Below are 18,382 nucleotides of genomic sequence, written 5' to 3' on the forward strand. Positions count from 1 at the left end.
CTTATTGCTTCGCGGCCGGGGTCTCGGTAGCGGTAGCGCCGTCACTGCCGGCGGCGGCAGCGACATCCGACTCGTCAGACCACGGCTCGGGCTTCACCTTGGCGCCGGGCGCAGTTTTCTGGAAACCTTCGGCAACGACGCGGTCGCCATCGTCAAGGCCTTCCGAAATCACCCAGCGATCGCCGATCGAGCGACCGACGCTGACGCGCCGCTGCTCGACGGTGTCTTCAGCGTTCACCACAAGCACGCTCGCCTGTCCGCCCGCATCGCGCTGCACCGCCTGCTGCGGCACGGCAAAGGCCGCCTTCTGGATGCCCTGCTGGATCTGGACACGGACATACATGCCCGGCAGCAGATCGCCGTTCGGGTTGGGGAATTCGCCGCGCAGCGTCACCTGACCGGTGGTTTCGTCCACCGCCGCCTCTGAAAACAGCAGGCGGCCGGAAAGCGGATAACGGCTGCCGTCATCGAACAGCAGGTTGACTTCGGCCTCGTTCGGGCCGGTCATCAGCTGGCCTTCCTGCAAGGCCTTGCGCAGGCGAATGAGATCGGCGGCCGGCTGGGTGAAGTCGGCATAAATCGGATCGAGCTGCTGGATTGTCGCGAGATTTTCCGAGCCGGTGGCGCTGACGAGCGCGCCTTCGGTGATGCGCGCACGGCCGATCATGCCGCTGATGGGTGCGGTCACATTGGCATATTGCAGATTGAGCCTGGCTTCCGCGACGCCAGCTTCGGCAACGGCCACCTCGGCGTCAGCCTGCGCCAGCAGGGCGATGGCATTGTCGAATTCCTGCTGCGAGCCGACATTGGAGCGACGCAGCTGCTGCTGCCTGTCGGCCGTCTGCCGCGCCTGTAGCTGTGCAGCCTGCGCCCGACGCAATGTTCCCTCGGCGCTGTCGACGCGCACCTGGAACGGCGCAGGATCGATCCGGTAGAGAACGTCGCCCGCCTTCACCAGCGAGCCCTGTTCAAACACCCGCTCGACGATGATGCCGGAAACGCGCGGGCGCACTTCGGCAAGCCGTGTCGGCGCGATGCGTCCCGGCAATTCGTTGGTGATGGGCAGCTCTTCCTGTTTCACGGTCACGACTTTCACCGCGCCGGGCGGCGGCGCAGCGGGCGCAGAGGCCTGCTCGTCGCTACATCCGACCAGAACGATGCCCGTCAACAACACCGCCACGATCTGCCCCAATTTCTTCGCCATACTGCGCTCCGAATCCACAAAAAAGGTCATATTTACATACATACTAAGACGTATGTAAAATTCGGGCAATGGAAATGTTGCAGCGCAACAGCTGTCTCACGCGCTTGTGAAGATGCGTACGGCCCCGACAGAACACCAAGGAGGAATGGAATCGTGAAACGGGAGGGAGCGTCGGGCCAATCGCACCAACGTCCTCCCCGGGCTTGTCCCACTCCTGTCCCGTTTAAATTTCTGGACAAGGCACAAGGCTCTCAAGAGCGGCGGCGTCCGACGGGAAGGAAAGTCATGCCAATTGCGCCGACGTCATCCTCGGGCCTGTCCCGAGGATCTGCCAACGTATTGATTTTATTCGACGTGGTTAGATCCTCGGCACAAGGCCGAGGATGACGCCGTGAGAATGTTCACCCTTCATCACCGACTTCAAAGGGACTGCGGCCTGTCCGGAAATTTAAACCGGACAGGAGTGGGACAAGCCGAGGGATGACGTCGAGATGATGTAAATCGTCGCAGAAGGCTAGAACGCCCCCCGCACCTTGAAGCGCCCGCGCCTTTCCTCAGAACAGACGCTTAAGCGGGGCGGCCTCGGACGGGTTGTTCTTCGTCGTCTCGCCATTATCGGCAGGTCTGTTGCGCAGGGCCGCATAGTAGGCGTTCTTATGTTCGTACATATTCATATCGGCCCGGCGCACCAGCGATTCCATCGTCTCGCCGACTTCGCTGGTCGCCACTCCCAGCGACAGGCTGAGCGGCGCACTTGAATAAAACTGGTTGTTGATCTTCAGCAGCTCATAGACGGTTTCGACCATGGCAGCGGCAATCTGTTTGTCGGCGCCGGGAAGAAGGATGGCGAATTCGTCACCGCCGATGCGCGCCGCATGGTTCGGCGCAGTGACCACGCCATTCAGCACCTCTCCCACCCGCCGCAGCAGGGCGTCGCCGGCATCATGGCCGAGCTTGTCATTGGCCTCCTTCAGGCCGTTGAGATCGATGACGATGGCGGAAACGGGCCTGAGCGCGTTGCGCTCCAGCCGGTTCAACTCGTCCGAATAAAAGGCACGGTTGTGCAGCTTGGTCAGCACATCGTGCTTGCCGAGATATTCGAGATAGGCTTCCGCTTTCTTGCGCGCGGTGATGTCCGTCAGCGCCACCTGCACCAGCGACCAGTCCTGCTCATGGCCGGGGAAGACGGAAAAATGCAGGAGAACATGCCGCTCCGAACCGTCAAGCGCATAATTCACCACCTCGCGATGGTGGTTGAGATTGCCGTTCCAGAGCTCCATCAGCTGTTCACGGAACGGCTTTTCCATCTCGCCGCGGAAAATATCGCCGAGCCGTTGCAGCAGCACCTGCCGGTCCGGCGCGCAGAACAGGTCGAGCGTGGCTCGATTGACGTCGATGACACGGATTTCGCTCATGCATTGCCGCACGAATTCCGGATGCACATCCGTGAACACCCGGAAATCGACAATGCCGCGATCCCTGACCTCCTCGATCAATCGACGGACGCGGCTGAAATCTTCTACCCAGAGCGAAACCGGTGAATGTTTGAACATGCCCTCGGCATAACGGCGATTGAAAAGCTCCTTGCGGCGAGCCTCCTCCCGTTCCGTCACATCCTCGGTGGTCAAAAGCAGCCGCCCGAGCGTCGCTTCGTGGCCGGGAATGACCGCGCCGCGCAGCTGGATATCCAGCCGTTTGCCGCCGATCGAATAGTTGACGGCATTGCTGGTGAATTCCGTCTTGCCGGCCCAGAGTTCGGAAAGCTCATTCACATGGCTTTCCAGCATGTCGTCGCGAAAAATCCGGTGCAGATTGTCGACGAGATGTGCCTGATCGCGCGCCTCGAACAGTTCCAGCGTCCTGGCGTTGACCTTGATAACGCGAATTTTCTGCGAACAGGCCGCCACCCGCGATAAATCTTCGAGAAGAAACGCCCTGAAATCCTCGACACCCTCAGCCCGCCAGATATCGAACTGGTTCTTAACTGCGCTGAAATCCTCGATCCACATCGCCACGGGCGCGAGATTGAAGATATTGGTATCGATCGTCTCACTCATACGGGCAGTCTTCTCAAGGGTAGATGCAGGCGGATGCCAAACGGTGCGGCACGGCGACGACCGTCCGCATATCGGGATTTATTAGGGATATTCGATTTAACGCAAGCATTTATCGCGCAACCCGCCGGATTGCGCGATAATTCACGGATTTCGCCGCCGGAATGCCCTTTACCAGAGCTTCACGTGACGGTTCACATCCTTGTAGAGCAGGTAACGGAACCGGCCGGGGCCGCCCGCATAACAGGCCTGCGGGCAATAGGCGCGCAGCCACATGAAGTCACCGGCCTCAACTTCCACCCAGTCCTCGTTCAGCCGGTAGACCGCCTTGCCCTCCAGCACGTAAAGACCATGTTCCATCACATGCGTTTCCATGAAGGGAATGGTCGCACCCGGCTGGAAGGTGACGATGTTGAGGTGCATGTCGTAACGCACGTCTTCGGGATCGATGAAGCGGGTCGTCGCCCATTTGCCTTCGGTATCGGGCATGGCCGACATGGCGATCTGGTCTTCATGCGAAAAGATCGCCGGCGGGGCTTCCAGCCCGTCAACCGCCTGAAACACCTTGCGAACCCAATGGAACTTGACGGGCGCATTGCCGGAGTTCTGGACCTGCCAGCGCGCACCGGCCGGCAGGTAGGCAAACGAGCCCTCCCGCAGCGCATGCTGCGCGCCTTCGAACGTCACGGTCATTTCGCCTTCGACAACGAAGATCGCCGCCTGCGCCCGCTCATCCGGCTCCGGCCGCTCACTGCCGCCACCCGGCTGCACTTCGACGATATATTGCGCGAAAGTCTCGGAAAAACCCGTCATCGGCCGGGCGATGATCCAGGCCCGCGTGCCGGTCCAGTGCGGCAGCACGCTTGTCACGATATCGGACATCACGGTCTTGGGGATGACCGCATAGGCGGTCTTGAAAACAGCCTTGCTCGACAGCAGTTCCGTCTGCCCCGGCAGACCGCCCATATCCGAATAATATCTCTTCATTTCAGCCATTCCATTCTGCAATCCATTCGGCGCGGATTCTTAGGCCTGCGATATGGTTTAATCAAATGGTTATTGGCGAGGGACGGGTGACGAAATGGGGACGAGTCGCCGCGCATTTCTTCTCCCCGCCGGGGAGAAGGTGGCCCGAAGGGTCGGATGAGGGGGCAACACCAGCGATAAACCGCACCCTTGCCCCCTCATCCCGCTGCCGCGACCTTCTCCCCGGCGGGGAGAAGAGACAAGTGGCATCCGCTCGCCTCCCACGAAGGAATAACGAGCGCGGCTTTCTATCTCAGCCCTTCTTACGCATCGTCGCATAGACGATATTGTGGTTCTCGCCGAAGAACACCTCCGCCTCGATACTTGCAGGATCGGCGCTGGCATTGACGATCCGCCACATATCCGCCTTCGAGCGCAGCAGCAGCGCCCAGTTCATGAAGGTCTCCATATAGCCGTCGACGACGATATCTTCGGAGAAATTGGCGAAGAGGAACATGCCGCCGGGCTTCAGCATCTCCATGCAGCGCCGTGTCAGCTTGATCGCCACGCGGTCGTTCAGATAATCATAAAGGCCTGCCGCATAGATCAGATCGAAGCTGCCGAGTTCCTGCGTACGCAGGACGATATCGCGCACCGAACCGTCAATTGCCTCCACGCCGCGGCCGCCGAAATCACGGGCGACCGCGCCGACGCTCAAGGGATCCTGATCGAGCGCCACCCAGCGCTTGATCCTGCCCTCCTTCAGCGCCACCGAAGCATCGGCCTCACGCAGGTGGCCGGAGGCAATGGTGAGGATTTCCGTCTCCTCGCCGTGCCGGGCGGCGGCATCATCAACGAACCGCGTCAGCAGGTCCCGCCGCTCGCGCACGGCAACCGAAGAACTGGCATCCTTTGTGTAATCGTAAAGGGCAGCACCCAGCGGTGAGGCGTTTTTCACCAGCCCGGCAACGCTGTCGTGACCGTAGATGAAATCGAGCAACTGGGCGTCGCCGGAATAGCCCCTCGGCTTTTCGAACGACCACCGGGTGAAGGGATCTTCTAGAAAATGCTCCGATACCGAGTGATTCTGTACCAGGGGGATCAGTTCTGCCCACACGCTGGAGTGGAGTTTATCCCGCAATCCATGCAGCGCACCCGCCGTCCGATGTATTATCTCATGCGCTAAAACACCATTGTCGAATTGCTGCTGTGCCAATTCGAGAATGATGGCGATCTCTGCTTTCGCAACTGCGAACTGCTCATCGAATGTTTCGGTTCTGCGTGCAAAAATCTCTTTTGCAACAGTATCAGGGGTGATCAGACTTGCCCCGTCCAGATTTTTCTTCTTTACCCGCACCACTTCAGCCTCCAGTATTAACACATTGTTAACTATACGTTTCTGGAAGACGGAACGCCACTCGCTTTCAATTTTTGAGCGGTGTAGGGATAGATTTCTACATTAGCGTATTTTTTTGGTCACACTCGTGGGCGGAGGAGAAAGCGGATACGCGATTTAGTGAAACTTAATGTTGCGAACGTATGATGCGTTCTTCCTTTCCCGGTTCTGCACACATATCGGCAGAGATCGGCAGGAACCCGCACCGGGTGCGTGAGCACACGGAAAAGTGGAATAAGCAGTTACTTAAAAAAGTATACGCAACACTATGGGAAAGTGCATGAGGCACACGTTGGGAGAGGTGAATGGACAGCAAGACTATCGGCGGCCGGACTCCCGGTTTTCTGATGAACTTCTTGCCCTTTACCAGCAGGAAGGTGAGCGCAGCCGCCGTGGCTCGATCAGACAGGGCCTGTGGACGGCCGTTTTCATCTATCTGCTATTTGCCGTCACCGACATTATTCTAATCCCCGACGTCGCGTTTTACGCCATCATCGCCCGCCTGCTCGTGGTCGTCTCATCGCTGCTGACGCTGGAGATCCAGCTGCGCAGGGGCGCCAGCACCGCAGCGCTCGACCTCACCTGCGCCACTGCGCTTGTCATGGGCTATATTGGCTGGCTGCTGCCTTCGCTTTTGACCGACAACCTCGAAAACATGTCCTATTACATGGTTTTCGGGGCGATCTTCATGATGGGCGCCAACCTGTTCTTCACCTTCCGCTTCCACCTGTCGCTCGTGTCATCAGGTATCATTCTCGTCACCTATTTTCTGGCGTTGACGCAGTTTCCCGAAGATGTGTTCTACAAGGTGGCGTTCGGCACCTTCTACATTTCCTGCTTCGTCTTCACCTCCTATGTGAACTGGAACCTGAACCGGGAACGTTATCACGTCTTTCTCAACGCGCTGGAGGCCAAGGCCCAGCAGAAGGCGGCGGACGAGCGCGGCCAGGCGCTGCTGCGGCTTTCGAATACGGATTCGCTCACGGGCCTTCAGAACCGCCGCGCCATCGACCATCAGCTGCGTCTGCTGTGGGACAATTGGAGCAAGAAGGAGGAGGGTTTTGCCGTTCTCCTCATCGATGTCGACTTCTTCAAGAAATACAATGACCGCTATGGCCACCAGGAAGGCGACAAGTGCCTGGTGACGGTGGGCAATGCGCTGCAGGATGCGATCGCCGGGCATGGCGCTTCCATCGGTCGTTATGGCGGTGAGGAATTCATCGTTCTCGTGCCGTTCAAATCCAGGCAGCAGGTGGGCGAGCTGGCGGAGACGATCCGCCACACCGTCGAAGACCTGTCGCTGGCCCACGACCAGCGCCGCGACGGCACCTTCGTCGTCACCGTCAGCATCGGCGCGTCCTTCACCCGCGCCAATCCGGACGGCAAGCTGGAGAAAATCATCAACGAGGCCGACCGGGCGCTCTATATCGCCAAGGCCAACGGCCGCAATTGCATGAAACTGTTCGACCCGGACGATCCGCAGACCAGCGACGAGACGGAAAACATCGCAGCACTTTTGAAAATCGCCGTCGCGGAAAACCTCGTTTCGCTCGTCTATCAACCGATCCTGAACGTCTCGACCAATGAAACACCGGGAGCAGAAGCCCTGATGCGGCTTCGCCTGCTCGATGGCAGCGCCGTTTCGCCCGGCATCTTCATTCCGATCGCCGAGCGGACCGGCACGATCATGGAACTTGGCCTGTGGACCATCAAGACCGTCTGCAAGCAGATTCTTGCCGATGACCGGGTGGGCGTTGTCAGTGTTAACGTATCCCCCATGCAGCTGAAAAATCCCGGCTTTGCCACTTCGGTTGCAGCGATCCTCGTCGAGGCCGGCATCGCCGGCAACAGGCTCGCCTTCGAGATCACCGAAGGTCTGGATATGGAAATACATTCGGATTTGCTGCGCTGCCTGAACGACCTGAAAACGCTCGGCATCAACATCTGGCTCGATGATTTCGGAACGGGTTTTGCCGGCCTTTCCTGGCTGCGCATGACCGATTTCGACACCGTCAAGATCGACCGCTCCTTCCTGCATGACAGCAACACTCCGCGCGGCCGGGCAATGTTGCAGGACATGATCCGCCTCATCCGCAACCGCGGCCACAAGATCCTGATCGAAGGCGTGGAGACGGAAGAACAACTGCGGCTGGTGCGCCAGCTGGAGATCGATTATGCGCAGGGCTATTATCTCGGACGCCCGGTCGTTGCTGAAAGACTTGGCGCGGCGAAGGCCCCCTATCCGCGTCCCAACATGCTGCTGCGCCCCGCCTGACGGAGCGCAGAACCAGCCTTAATGATAAGCAGGCGGGGTGATCGAGAATTTCGACGCCAGTTCTGCAAAGGCCGTGCGGGTAACGGGATCGACGGGTGCACCTTCCCTTTCGCGTCTTGCCGCCACCGCCCATTCCCGGTCGCCCGGCGCCATGACCTTGCAATCTTCGCGTACGGGCGAGCCGCGCAGCACTTCAAGATAACGTTTCATGCCCTCGTCGAACACTTCCCGTTCAAGGAAGGCTTCCGGCTTCAGCGCCAGAACGAAGGCTCCAAGGCCACGCGGCGTGGAAAAATCCGGCCCGCCCATCGGATCTATATCGAAACTGAGCTTCATGCCGCTGAGAACGGCGCTGAAAATCTCGACCATGCCAGCCAGCGCCGCGCCCTTGAAGCCGAATGCGCCGCCGAGTGGCGCCAGCATCTCCACCGCATGGGGATCCTGGGTATCGACACCGTCACTGTCCGACGCCACACCATCAGGCAATTGCTGTTCAAGGCTGCGATAAAGCAGAACGCGATTATAGGGCACAGCACTGGTGGCCATATCCAGAAGCCACGGCATGTCATCAGCCGCCGGCACGCCGACGGCGATGGGATTGGTACCGTGGAACCGCATCGCGCCATCATGCAGGCGCACGAAACTGTCGGAATTGCAGAAGGCAAGGCCGATATAACCCTGCCGCGCCGCTTCCAGCGCATAGGCGCCGGCCGGGCCGAAATGCGAGGAATTGCGGATCGCCACCGCCCCGATACCGAATTTTTCGGCCAGCGCCATGGCATTGTCCATGGCCGCATAGGTGGCGCGCGCGCCATGGGCATGGTCGGCATCGATGGTCTCCACCGCGCCGAAACCGGAGACGCGGCGGATCTGCGGCCGCCGATTGAGACGTCCGCCTTCAAGGGCAGTGATATAGTGGGCAAGCAGACGCACGCCGTGGCTGTCAACGCCGAGCCTTGTGCCATGCATCATGGCGCGAGTTGCGGCATCGGCCGTCTCATCATCCGTGCCGGCGGCGAGGAAAACACTGCGGCAAAACCGCTCCAGCTCATCCAGCCTTGCGAGAACGGTGACGTTTTCATTGCTGTGCGACATGCGGGGAACCCTCCCGGTACCAGAATCCATGCCGCACAGGCTATTCACGGGGCGCGTTTTTGCAACCGAATATCGCGCCCCGAATGATCAATCAGTCGTCCGCGCCCATGGCGTCGTAAGGATCGCGCTCGCCGGCGATAATCGCGCGTTTGCCGACATGGTTGGCAGGTCCGACAATGCCTTCCTGCTCCATGCGCTCGACCAGCGAAGCGGCGCGGTTATAACCAACTGACAGACGGCGCTGGATATAGGAGGTCGAGCATTTCTTGTCGCGCATCACCACCTTGACGGCCTTCTCATAGAGATCGTCGCTATCGTCATCGCCCATCGAGGTCTTGTCGAAAACGGCCGCATCCTCTTCCACCTCGTCATCGGCCTCTTCGGCGTCTTCCGTGACGGTACCCAGATATTCCGGACGCCCCTGCGTCTTTAGATGCGCAACGACCTTTTCCACTTCCTCATCCGACACGAACGGGCCGTGGACACGGGCGATGCGGCCGCCGCCCATCATGTGCAGCATGTCGCCCTGACCGAGCAGATGCTCCGCGCCCTGTTCGCCAAGGATGGTGCGGCTGTCGATCTTCGAGGTCACCTGGAAGGAGATGCGGGTCGGGAAATTGGCCTTGATGGTGCCGGTGATGACATCGACAGACGGACGCTGCGTGGCCATGATGAGGTGGATACCGGCGGCACGGGCCATCTGCGCCAGACGCTGCACGGCGCCTTCAATTTCCTTGCCGGCGACCATCATCAGATCAGCCATTTCGTCGATGATGACGACGATATAGGGCATGGCCGTGAGGTCCATTTCCTCCTGCTCGTAGACAGCCTCGCCCGTGGCGCGGTCGAACCCGGTCTGCACGTTGCAGAGCACCGTCTCACCCTTGGTGCGGGCGGCAGCGGCCCTTGCATTATAACCGTCAATATTGCGCACGCCGAGACGCGACATCTTGCGATAACGGTCTTCCATTTCGCGCACGGCCCATTTCAACGCCATGACCGCCTTTTTCGGATCGGTGACCACAGGCGTCAGGAGATGCGGAATGCCGTCATACACCGACAGTTCAAGCATCTTCGGATCGACCATGATCAGGCGGCATTCTTCCGGCTTCATACGGTAGAGCAAAGACAGGATCATGGTGTTGATGGCGACCGACTTGCCCGAGCCTGTGGTGCCGGCGACCAGCAGGTGCGGCATCTTCGCCAGTTCGGCGATGACGGGTTCGCCGCCGATGGTCTTGCCGAGGCAAAGCGCGAGCTTCTGGCGGGTCTCGGCGTAGTCAGTCGCTTCGATCAACTCGCGCAGATAGACGGTCTCGCGCACCGGGTTCGGCAGTTCAATGCCGATGACATTACGGCCGGGCACCACGGCGACACGGGCAGACAGCGCCGACATGGAGCGGGCGATATCATCCGAGAGACCGATGACGCGCGACGACTTCACACCGGGGGCGGGTTCGAACTCGTAAAGCGTCACAACCGGGCCGGGGCGGACATCGATGATCTCACCCTTGATGCCGAAATCCTCAAGCACGCTTTCGAGAAGCCCGGCGCTCTGTTCCAGCGCTTCGGGCGTCATGGTCGTGGTCTGCTGGACGCGTGCCTGCTGCAAAAGATCGATGGAGGGATATTGATATTCTCCCTCGGCGAAGACCGGCGCTTCGCGGAACATCGGCTGCGAAGCCTGAATAGGTGCGCGCGGTGTGAAACGCGGCTCCGCCGCTACTCGTGCTGCCGGCTGGCTTTCAAGCGGCTGGGCCTGCTCGATCGGCCGCTGCGGTTCGACGAAGACGGGTGCCTCCGCCACCGGCTGCGGCGCGATTTCCTGTTCGGCGGCCGGTGTGGCGACCGGAACGACAGCCTGACGCACGCCGATTTCCCGGTAAAGCCGGATCGCGGAGCCGCCCGGCACGGTGACGACCGGAGGCTCGGCTGAAAGCACGACGGCAGCGACTGTCGATGCGGAAACGGCAGGGATGGACGCCGTCAAAGCCGGGTTCGTCAGAGCCGGGTTTGCCAGAGCGGAATTTGCAAGGGCCGGATCGGCAAAATTGGCGCGCAGATAGGTGGGAATGGCTTCGACCGCTGTCCCCGGAAGATCAAGCGTCATAACTTCCCAGAACAGCTCATCCGGCAGGTGCGCGGCAAAGGCGGGAACGGACGCAGCCGGCATGGCGGCCTGCGCCACAGCGACTTGCTGGACGGCAGGCTGCGGCTGAACGGAGGCAAATACCCGCTGTACCGGCACTTCCACGATAGGCGTGGCCGTTACAGCCTGGGGCGGCGCCAGTGCGGCGGCAGCGGCTTCTTCCGCCTGCTTGCGGGCAAGCTCGAGACGCAATTTATAGGTCAGCGCCCTGGCACCGCGCGCATCGGGCGGCTGCGGCAGGAACGGCATGCGCTGTGGCGGCACGCGCTGCTCCGCCGGTTTTACAACCGGCTGGGATAGGACAGCAGCATCCTCATATGCGACAGCCTGCTGCGCCGTCGGCTCCGGCTCCACCGGTTCCGGCGCAGCGACAGCCACGACTTCCTCTTCGGGAATATGGATTTCTTCCGGAATATTCGGCGTCTCTACCGGCATGCGCCGGCTAAAGGCGCTTTCCGGCGTGCGGGTAAAGCGCACATTGGGGCCAAGCACAAAAGCATTCTGCCAGCCGGGCATTTCGGCACGGCCTTCGATAGCGTCTGCTGCGCTGACATCGGCATTTGGCCGGGGCGCAGCACTTGCCTTCATCGCCGTCTGCTGCCCGGCAACCGCCTTGCCGCCGGCATGACGGGCGTTTTCGCTCCCCTCCGCGGCGTTATTGGACGAATTCTGGAATCTGGATCGGGAGAAGCTCATGGCAGCGTGCACACTCATCATAAACGTACATATTTCGGTCTCCCTGAAATAGAAAATAAAGGTTAATTACCCCTTTCCAAACGGGGCCTCGGCGACAGATTTCACGTCACCCACAGTCACGTTTCAGTATGCGCCCGCAGCAAAAATGAAGATCAACATTTTGTTTTTGTTTTATTAAATCGATTTTCTATGGAATGGGCACCTTCTGCGGCAACCGGAGAAAACGAGATTGGCGTGGGTAAGGCATATTGTTTCTTCAAACTCGTCCGCAACGTAAAATCATTGCTGTAAAGGGCGCGAATTAACGTGGACACTGCCGAGGTTGCAGTCTTAAGATCGGCGTGCCGCGGGCCAAGCGGAAAGGCCCGTCTCGCCCTCATTTCCGGAGTGAAATTCATGTCGCCTGTCCAGCTTTCCCGCCGCTCGCTTCTCAAGACCTCGCTTGCTCTTGCCGCAACCACGGGACTGGCGGGAATTGCCGCAGCGCAGGAAAAATCCGGCGGGCGGCTGATCGTCGCGGCCGATTCGGAGCCGAAAAACCTCAATCCGGCCATCGTCGCCTCCAATGGCGTGTTTTATATCGCCAGCAAGATCGTCGAGCCGCTGGCGGAAGCCTCTTTTGATGGCAAGGACGGGCTGGAGCCGCGGCTTGCAACCGAATGGCAGGGATCGGATGATGGCTTGAGCGCCACCTTCAAGCTGCGCGAAGGCGTGACCTGGCATGACGGCAAGCCCTTCACCTCGGCGGACGTGGCCTTTTCAGCGCTTTCCGTCTGGAAACCGTTACAGAACCTCGGCCGGCTGGTCTTTGCCAATCTCGAAAAGGTGGAAACGCCTGACGACCACACGGCCGTCTTCCGTTTCTCAAAGCCCACGCCGTTCCAGCTCATCCGCAATGCGCTGCCTGTCGTCACCAGCGTCGTGCCGAAACATCTCTATGAAGGCACCGATGTCGCCACCAATCCGGCCAATACCAAACCGGTCGGCACCGGGCCTTTCGTTTTTGCCGAATATAAACCCGGCGAATATTACCGCCTGACCCGCAACCCGAATTACTGGGGCAAAGACCAGCCGCAGCTCGAAGAAATCATCTATCGCGTCTTGCCCGATCGTGCGGGAGCAGCCTCGGCGCTGGAAGCGGAAGAAATCCAGCTCGCCGCCTTCTCCGCCGTGCCGCTCGCCGATCTTGCCCGCATCGCCAAGGTGCCGGGCATCAAGGTGATCGCCGATGGTTACGAGGCGCTGACCTATCAGCTCGTGGTGGAAATCAACCACCGCCGCAAGGAACTGGCCGACCTCAAGGTCAGAAAGGCCATCGCCCATGCCATCGACAAGAAATTCGTCATCGACAAGGTGTTCCTCGGTTATGCTACGGCATCCACCGGCCCGGTGCCGAAGAACGCCCCGCAGTTTTACACCGACGACGTCGAGACCTATGATTTCGACGTGGCCAAGGCCAATGCCCTGCTGGATGAAGCCGGTTATGCCCGGGGACCCGACGGAAAGCGTTTTGCGCTAAAACTTCTGCCCGCGCCCTATTTCAACGAAACCAAACAATTCGGTTCCTATCTTCGTCAGGCGCTTCAGGAAATCGGCATCGATGCCGAGCTGGTCAATAATGATGCCGCCGCACACCAGAAGGCCGTCTATACCGACCACGCCTTCGATCTGGCCGTTGCTCCCCCGGTGTTCCGTGGCGATCCGGCAATCTCCACCACCATTCTCGTGCGCTCCGGCATTCCCGCTGGCGTCGGCTTCTCCAATCAGGGCGGATATGAGAGCAAGGCGCTCGATACGCTGATCGACAAGGCGGCGGAAACCGTGGATACGACTGCCCGCACAGCACTTTACAAGGATTTCCAGAAACAGGTTACAGCCGATCTGCCGCTCATCAACGTCGCCGAATGGGGTTTCATCACGGTGGCGCGCGACACCGTCAAACATGTCGCCAGCAATCCGCGGTGGGCGGTTTCCAACTGGGCGGATACCGCGGTCGATAGCTGAGGCCGCGCCGTGAAACGTGCGGCGACATTGCTGCGGCGAAGGGCGATCAGCGCCATTCCGGTGCTGCTGATCGTTCTCATCTTCACCTTCGTCCTGCTTGAAAATGCCTCCGGTGATGCGGTGGATGCCTATCTCGTTTCCATTGGCGGCGGCGATGCCGGGCTGCGGGATGCGCTGCGCGAGCAATATGGTCTCAACGGCTCGATGCTCGCCCGTTTCTGGCTCTATGCAAGCTCGGTGCTGCGGCTCGATCTCGGCTGGTCGCTTGCCTTTGACCGGCCGGTGCTGGGGTTGATCCTCGAGCGGCTGCCGAACACGCTTTTGTTGATGGGCAGCGCCACCGCTCTTGCCTTCATCGCCGGCACCGCGCTCGGCATCATCGCCGGCGCGCGCCCCGGCGGACTGACCGACCGGGTGCTTTCAACGCTGTCACTCACGCTTTATGCCACGCCCGGTTTCTGGCTCGGCCTCGTTCTCGCCATCGTCTTTGCCGTGCAGCTTCGCTGGCTGCCCACGTCAGGCATAGAAACCATCGCATCGGGCAAACAGGGCTTTGCACAGGCGCTGGATATTGCCCGCCATCTCGTACTGCCGGTCGCCAGCCTTGGCCTCATCTATCTGGCGCTGTTCCTGCGCGTCATGCGCACCGCCATGGCGGCGGTCTGGCCGCTGGATTTCGTGCTGTTTGCCGCCTCAAAGGGGCTTTCCAGACGGCGCATCGTGCTGCGCCATATTGCCCGCAACGCGGCGCTGCCGCTCATCACTGTGCTTGGCCTGCAGGCCGCAACCATGCTGGGCGGCAGCGTGGTGATTGAAAGCGTCTTTGCCATTCCGGGTTTCGGCCGGCTGGCGCAGGAGGCCGTCAGCGGTCGCGATACGCCGCTTCTGATGGGTATCATCCTCACCAGCGCCGTCTTCGTCATCCTCGTCAATCTTGCCGTCGACATTCTCTATTCCGTGCTTGATCCTCGGATTGGCAGTGGGGAGAGTGCTGCATGAGTTTCGTTCTCCGGCTCCTGCGCAGTTTCGAAGGTGTGACAGGCACCGTCATCCTCACATTGCTGGCGATGACGGCACTCTCCGCTCCCCTAATGTTCCCCGGCGATCCGCTGGCGATCGTCGGCGAGCCGCTGATAGCGCCCTTTAGGGATGCCGCCCTGCCGCTCGGCACCGACCGGCTGGGCCGCAATGTGCTGGCCGAACTTGCCCATGGCGCGCAGGCCTCCCTGCTCGTCGGCATGGGTGCTGCCGCAGCAGCACTTGTTATCGGCACCGTCATCGGCACGATTGCCGGTTTTGCCGGCGGCCTCGTGGATGAGGCGCTGATGCGCGTCACCGATGCCTTTCAGATCGTGCCGAATTTCCTGCTGGCGCTTGCCTTTGTCAGCACCATCGGCCCCTCGATGCCGACAGTCATTCTGGCCATTGCACTCGGCGCTTGGGCGGATCCGGCGCGGTTGATGCGGGCGCAGGTGTTGAGCATCCGCGAGCTTGATTATGTGCAATCTGCCCGCGCCATCGGCATGCATCCGCTGGAAATCGCCTTCCGGCAAATATTGCCCAATGCCCTGCCGCCGGTTCTGGCGCTGGCCGCCATCATCGTTGCCGCGGCCATCCTCACCGAGGCGGCACTCTCCTTCCTCGGGCTTGGCGATCCCAATATCGTCACCTGGGGCTCGATGATCGCGGAAGGACGCAACGTGCTCCGCTCGGCCGCGTTCCTGTCCGTCATCCCCGGCATAGGCCTGCTGGTCACCGTGCTCGGCGTCTATCTTTTCGGAGAAGGCATCAACCGGGCAATGGCGACGAGGAGGCAGGCGCCATGAGCGGCAACGCCCTTTGTCGGATAGACGATCTCAACGTCCGTTATGCCGCGGCCGATGCACCGGCGCTGCGCAAGGTTTCCCTGACGATACGGCAGGGGCAGCGGCTGGCGATCATCGGCGAAAGCGGCTCGGGCAAATCGACGCTCGGCAAGGCGATCGCCGGGCTTCTGCCGCAGACGGCGCGGGTCTCGGGCGATATATCCTGGAGCCGCGACAGCGGCCTTTTCACCGGCAGGCCGCTGCCGGGGCGCGATATCGGCACAATTTTTCAGGATACCGGCGCGACGCTGAACCCGGTTCTGACCATCGGCGAACAGGTGGCGGAAGGCGCGGTGCGGCATCTCGGCCTCTCATGGAAGGCGGCGCGCGATCTTGCCCGCGATCTTCTGGAAAAAGTGCGGCTGCCGCATCCCTCCCATCTGCTCACCGCCTATCCGCACCAGCTTTCCGGCGGGCAGAGGCAACGTGTAGCGATTGCCGCCGCCATTGCAGCGCGTCCTTCGATCCTGATTGCCGACGAGGCGACGAGCGCGCTCGACACGGTGACCCAGGCGGCCATCGCCACCCTTCTCGATGATCTCGTGCGCGAGGAAGAAAGAACGCTTGTATTCATCACCCATGATATCGGTCTTGCCTCCAGCCTTGCCGACGACATCGCGGTTTTAAGCGCCGGTGAACTGGTGGAACACGGCCCGGCTCGGCGAGTGCTTTCCACGCCCGCCCATGCCTACACCCGAACGCTGCTTGCCGATTACCTCGATCTTACCACCCCGCCGCTCGTCAGCGAGGCCGTGCCATGAATGAAACCCTTCTGAGCGTGGATGGCCTTTCCAAGACCTATCGCACCGGCGCAAGAACGGTGACGGCACTCTCCGATATCTCGTTTTCGCTCAAGCGCGGCGAGACGCTGGGGCTTGCCGGCCCTTCCGGCTGCGGGAAATCGACGCTGGCGCGCATCCTCATGCGGCTGATCCCCGCCGACGAAGGCACTGTTCGTTTCGAAAACCGCAACTGGCTTGCACTTGGCGGCAGCACGTTGCGCGCCGCCCGGCAACAGATGCAGATGGTGTTTCAGGATACGCATAGCGCCTTCAACCCACGCGCCACCGTCGAAGATGCCATAGGCGAGCCGTTGCGTATTCACCGCGTCGTTCAAAGACGCGACCGGCCGGCGGAAATCCGCCGCCTTCTCGACCGTGTCGGCCTGCCCGCCGCCTATGCCGGTCGCTCCGTCTTCGAACTTTCGGGCGGACAGAGGCAGCGTGTGGCGATTGCCAGAGCCATTGCGCTCAAACCGTCGCTTCTCATTCTGGACGAAGCGGTCTCGGCGCTTGACGTTTCGGTTCGCCGGCAGATTCTCGAACTTTTGGTGGAAATACAGCGGGAAACGGCGATTTCCTGTATTTTCGTGTCCCACGATCTCGCCGTCATCCGCGCCGTCTGCCACCGTGTCGCGATCATGGAGGCGGGTCAGATCGTCGAAATCGGCGGAACCGGAGCGATCATTTCCGCGCCGCAATCCTCGACCGCCAGAGGCCTGATCGCCGCTGCCCCGCGGCTCACCACCACCATGCAAGGATAAAACATGCCCGCCCCGGATTATGCATTGCTTCTCGACCCGCCCGCTTTCCCTGCTGAGCGCTACGCCATGCTAGCCGACCGGCTGGCGGCCCTGATGGGCACGAAAAACGACGTGCTGCTGATACAGGCGGAAGCCGTGCTGGCGCTGGAGGCGGCGGCGACAAGCCTTGCGCGGCCGGGGCTGAAGGCGCTCAACATCGTCACCAGCCCCTATGGCGCATGGTTCGGCGGCTGGCTGGAACGCGGCGGGGCGACGGTGCGCAATCTGACAGCCAGCCCGGCAAAGCCGGTGACGCTCACCGAGGTGGAACGGGCGCTGGATGACGGGCCGGGTTTCGATCTTCTCGCCATCGTGCATGCGGAATCGGCAAGCGGCATTCTCAACCCCCTGCCCGCCATTGCCGCGCTGGCGAAAACTAAAGGCGTCGTTACGCTGGTTGATGCCGTCGCCTCGATTGGCGGCCATGCCTTCGAGGTTGACAGACTGAGCATCGATATCGCCGTCATCGGGCCTCAGAAGGCGCTGGCCGGCCCGGCCGGCATATCGGCCATTTCGGTCAGCCCAGAAGCATGGCAGCTGCTTTCGCACGACAGGGCGCCCACCAACTCCATGCTCTCGCTTCTCGACCAGAAACAGCTCTGGCTGGATGCCGGCCGTGGCGCGCTGCCCGGAACGCCTGCGCCGCTGGAATTTTATGCGCTGGAGGCCGCACTCGACAGGATCGAGGCGGAGGGTCTGACAGCCGCCAATGCGCGCCACGAGCGGGCAGCAGCGGCCACCCGTCATGGCATCAGGGCGCTCGGCATCACCAACTGGGTGGAAGACGCGCATGCCTCAGCTCTCGTTTCCACGGCAATCCTGCCGGATACTATCGAAGCCGGAGCGTTTCTCGCCGCTATATCCAGAGAGCATGGCGCGGATATTTCCGCCGGCGTCGGGCCCGGCGCGGAACGGCTGATACGGTTCAACCACACCGGCCGGCGCGCGCATCCGCAGGCGGTGAAAGCCAATATCGCAGCCGTCTCAAGCGCCCTGAAAAACTTCGGCCATGCCACCGATACCGATTCCGCGCTGGAAGCGGCCGCAAAGAGCTATTCGGAGGCCACTTCGAAAGAGGTTTGACGGGACCGACAAA

At 60.9% G+C, this 18,382-nt stretch carries 14 protein-coding genes; 7 read left to right on the forward strand and 7 right to left on the reverse strand.

Translation table 11 applies throughout. The features are described 5' to 3' along the window. Position 1: 1 nt before the first annotated feature. From DXT96_RS22680 to DXT96_RS22695, 4 genes are all read right to left on the reverse strand, one after another. A complete protein-coding gene (locus DXT96_RS22680) occupies positions 2 to 1,204 on the reverse strand; it encodes an efflux RND transporter periplasmic adaptor subunit (RefSeq protein ID WP_153516577.1) in 1,203 nt (400 codons plus the stop codon). Between the two features lie 554 nt (positions 1,205 to 1,758). Then, positions 1,759 to 3,261 carry a sensor domain-containing diguanylate cyclase gene (locus DXT96_RS22685; RefSeq protein ID WP_153516578.1) on the reverse strand — a complete coding sequence of 501 codons (1,503 nt, stop codon included), beginning with the start codon at positions 3,259 to 3,261 and terminating at the stop codon, positions 1,759 to 1,761. A 168-nt stretch (positions 3,262 to 3,429) separates the two neighbouring features. Beyond that, positions 3,430 to 4,254 (reverse strand): bifunctional allantoicase/(S)-ureidoglycine aminohydrolase, encoded by an 825-nt coding sequence (locus DXT96_RS22690; RefSeq protein ID WP_153516579.1) that lies wholly within the window; start codon positions 4,252 to 4,254, stop codon positions 3,430 to 3,432. Between the two features lie 283 nt (positions 4,255 to 4,537). Beyond that, entirely contained in the window at positions 4,538 to 5,584 is a 1,047-nt protein-coding gene (locus DXT96_RS22695) for a class I SAM-dependent methyltransferase (protein ID WP_371418974.1), read from the reverse strand. 316 nt (positions 5,585 to 5,900) lie between these two features. On the opposite strand from DXT96_RS22695, the gene DXT96_RS22700 reads away from it, so the two are divergent. Next, positions 5,901 to 7,895, forward strand: a complete 1,995-nt coding sequence (locus DXT96_RS22700; protein ID WP_153516580.1) for a bifunctional diguanylate cyclase/phosphodiesterase — start codon at positions 5,901 to 5,903, stop codon at positions 7,893 to 7,895. A gap of 18 nt (positions 7,896 to 7,913) precedes the next feature. On the opposite strand, the gene DXT96_RS22705 is transcribed toward DXT96_RS22700, so the two are convergent. The 3 genes from DXT96_RS22705 to DXT96_RS22715 all read right to left on the reverse strand — a co-directional run bounded on the left by DXT96_RS22705 (position 7,914) and on the right by DXT96_RS22715 (position 12,233). Then, complete coding sequence (locus DXT96_RS22705; protein ID WP_153516581.1) at positions 7,914 to 8,990, reverse strand: Ldh family oxidoreductase; 1,077 nt, start codon at positions 8,988 to 8,990, stop codon at positions 7,914 to 7,916. 91 nt (positions 8,991 to 9,081) lie between these two features. Then, positions 9,082 to 11,856, reverse strand: a complete 2,775-nt coding sequence (locus tag DXT96_RS22710) for a DNA translocase FtsK (RefSeq protein ID WP_153516582.1) — start codon at positions 11,854 to 11,856, stop codon at positions 9,082 to 9,084. A 131-nt stretch (positions 11,857 to 11,987) separates the two neighbouring features. Continuing rightward, positions 11,988 to 12,233 carry a hypothetical protein gene (locus DXT96_RS22715; protein ID WP_153516583.1) on the reverse strand — a complete coding sequence of 82 codons (246 nt, stop codon included), beginning with the start codon at positions 12,231 to 12,233 and terminating at the stop codon, positions 11,988 to 11,990. Here DXT96_RS22715 and DXT96_RS22720 point away from each other — a divergent pair. Genes DXT96_RS22720 through DXT96_RS22745 form a run of 6 tightly spaced genes read left to right on the forward strand, consistent with a single transcriptional unit; the run spans position 12,232 to position 18,369 of the window. Next, on the forward strand, positions 12,232 to 13,839 hold the full coding sequence (locus DXT96_RS22720; RefSeq protein WP_153516584.1) for an ABC transporter substrate-binding protein: 1,608 nt from the start codon (positions 12,232 to 12,234) through the stop codon (positions 13,837 to 13,839). The two genes, DXT96_RS22715 and DXT96_RS22720, sit on opposite strands and share 2 nt — an antisense overlap. Positions 13,840 to 13,848: 9 nt before the next feature. Further along, positions 13,849 to 14,838 (forward strand): ABC transporter permease, encoded by a 990-nt coding sequence (locus tag DXT96_RS22725; RefSeq protein ID WP_371418975.1) that lies wholly within the window; start codon positions 13,849 to 13,851, stop codon positions 14,836 to 14,838. Continuing rightward, positions 14,835 to 15,665: an ABC transporter permease gene (locus DXT96_RS22730; RefSeq protein ID WP_153516585.1), complete on the forward strand. Its 831-nt coding sequence runs from the start codon at positions 14,835 to 14,837 to the stop codon at positions 15,663 to 15,665. The genes DXT96_RS22725 and DXT96_RS22730 overlap by 4 nt, the downstream gene beginning before the upstream one ends. Next, positions 15,662 to 16,465: an ABC transporter ATP-binding protein gene (locus DXT96_RS22735; protein ID WP_153516586.1), complete on the forward strand. Its 804-nt coding sequence runs from the start codon at positions 15,662 to 15,664 to the stop codon at positions 16,463 to 16,465. The genes DXT96_RS22730 and DXT96_RS22735 overlap by 4 nt, the downstream gene beginning before the upstream one ends. After that, the gene (locus DXT96_RS22740; protein WP_153516587.1) at positions 16,462 to 17,247 is read left to right on the forward strand and encodes an ABC transporter ATP-binding protein; all 786 of its coding nucleotides are present in this window, start codon (positions 16,462 to 16,464) and stop codon (positions 17,245 to 17,247) included. The genes DXT96_RS22735 and DXT96_RS22740 overlap by 4 nt, the downstream gene beginning before the upstream one ends. A gap of 3 nt (positions 17,248 to 17,250) precedes the next feature. Then, positions 17,251 to 18,369: an alanine--glyoxylate aminotransferase family protein gene (locus DXT96_RS22745; RefSeq protein WP_153516588.1), complete on the forward strand. Its 1,119-nt coding sequence runs from the start codon at positions 17,251 to 17,253 to the stop codon at positions 18,367 to 18,369. Positions 18,370 to 18,382: the final 13 nt, after the last annotated feature.

Source organism: Agrobacterium sp. ICMP 6402 (genome assembly GCF_009498615.1).
Lineage (GTDB): Bacteria > Pseudomonadota > Alphaproteobacteria > Rhizobiales > Rhizobiaceae > Agrobacterium > Agrobacterium burrii.

Excerpts from the sequence above, each read along its gene's own strand:
- DXT96_RS22680 (WP_153516577.1), bottom strand. The coding sequence starts at position 1,204 with ATGGCGAAGAAATTGGGGCAGATCGTGGCGGTGTTGTTGACGGGCATC.
- DXT96_RS22685 (WP_153516578.1), bottom strand. The coding sequence starts at position 3,261 with ATGAGTGAGACGATCGATACCAATATCTTCAATCTCGCGCCCGTGGCG.
- DXT96_RS22690 (WP_153516579.1), bottom strand. The coding sequence starts at position 4,254 with ATGGCTGAAATGAAGAGATATTATTCGGATATGGGCGGTCTGCCGGGG.
- DXT96_RS22700 (WP_153516580.1), top strand. The coding sequence starts at position 5,901 with ATGAGGCACACGTTGGGAGAGGTGAATGGACAGCAAGACTATCGGCGG.
- DXT96_RS22705 (WP_153516581.1), bottom strand. The coding sequence starts at position 8,990 with ATGTCGCACAGCAATGAAAACGTCACCGTTCTCGCAAGGCTGGATGAG.
- DXT96_RS22710 (WP_153516582.1), bottom strand. The coding sequence starts at position 11,856 with ATGATGAGTGTGCACGCTGCCATGAGCTTCTCCCGATCCAGATTCCAG.
- DXT96_RS22720 (WP_153516584.1), top strand. The coding sequence starts at position 12,232 with ATGTCGCCTGTCCAGCTTTCCCGCCGCTCGCTTCTCAAGACCTCGCTT.
- DXT96_RS22715 (WP_153516583.1), bottom strand. The coding sequence starts at position 12,233 with ATGAATTTCACTCCGGAAATGAGGGCGAGACGGGCCTTTCCGCTTGGC.
- DXT96_RS22730 (WP_153516585.1), top strand. The coding sequence starts at position 14,835 with ATGAGTTTCGTTCTCCGGCTCCTGCGCAGTTTCGAAGGTGTGACAGGC.
- DXT96_RS22735 (WP_153516586.1), top strand. The coding sequence starts at position 15,662 with ATGAGCGGCAACGCCCTTTGTCGGATAGACGATCTCAACGTCCGTTAT.
- DXT96_RS22740 (WP_153516587.1), top strand. The coding sequence starts at position 16,462 with ATGAATGAAACCCTTCTGAGCGTGGATGGCCTTTCCAAGACCTATCGC.
- DXT96_RS22745 (WP_153516588.1), top strand. The coding sequence starts at position 17,251 with ATGCCCGCCCCGGATTATGCATTGCTTCTCGACCCGCCCGCTTTCCCT.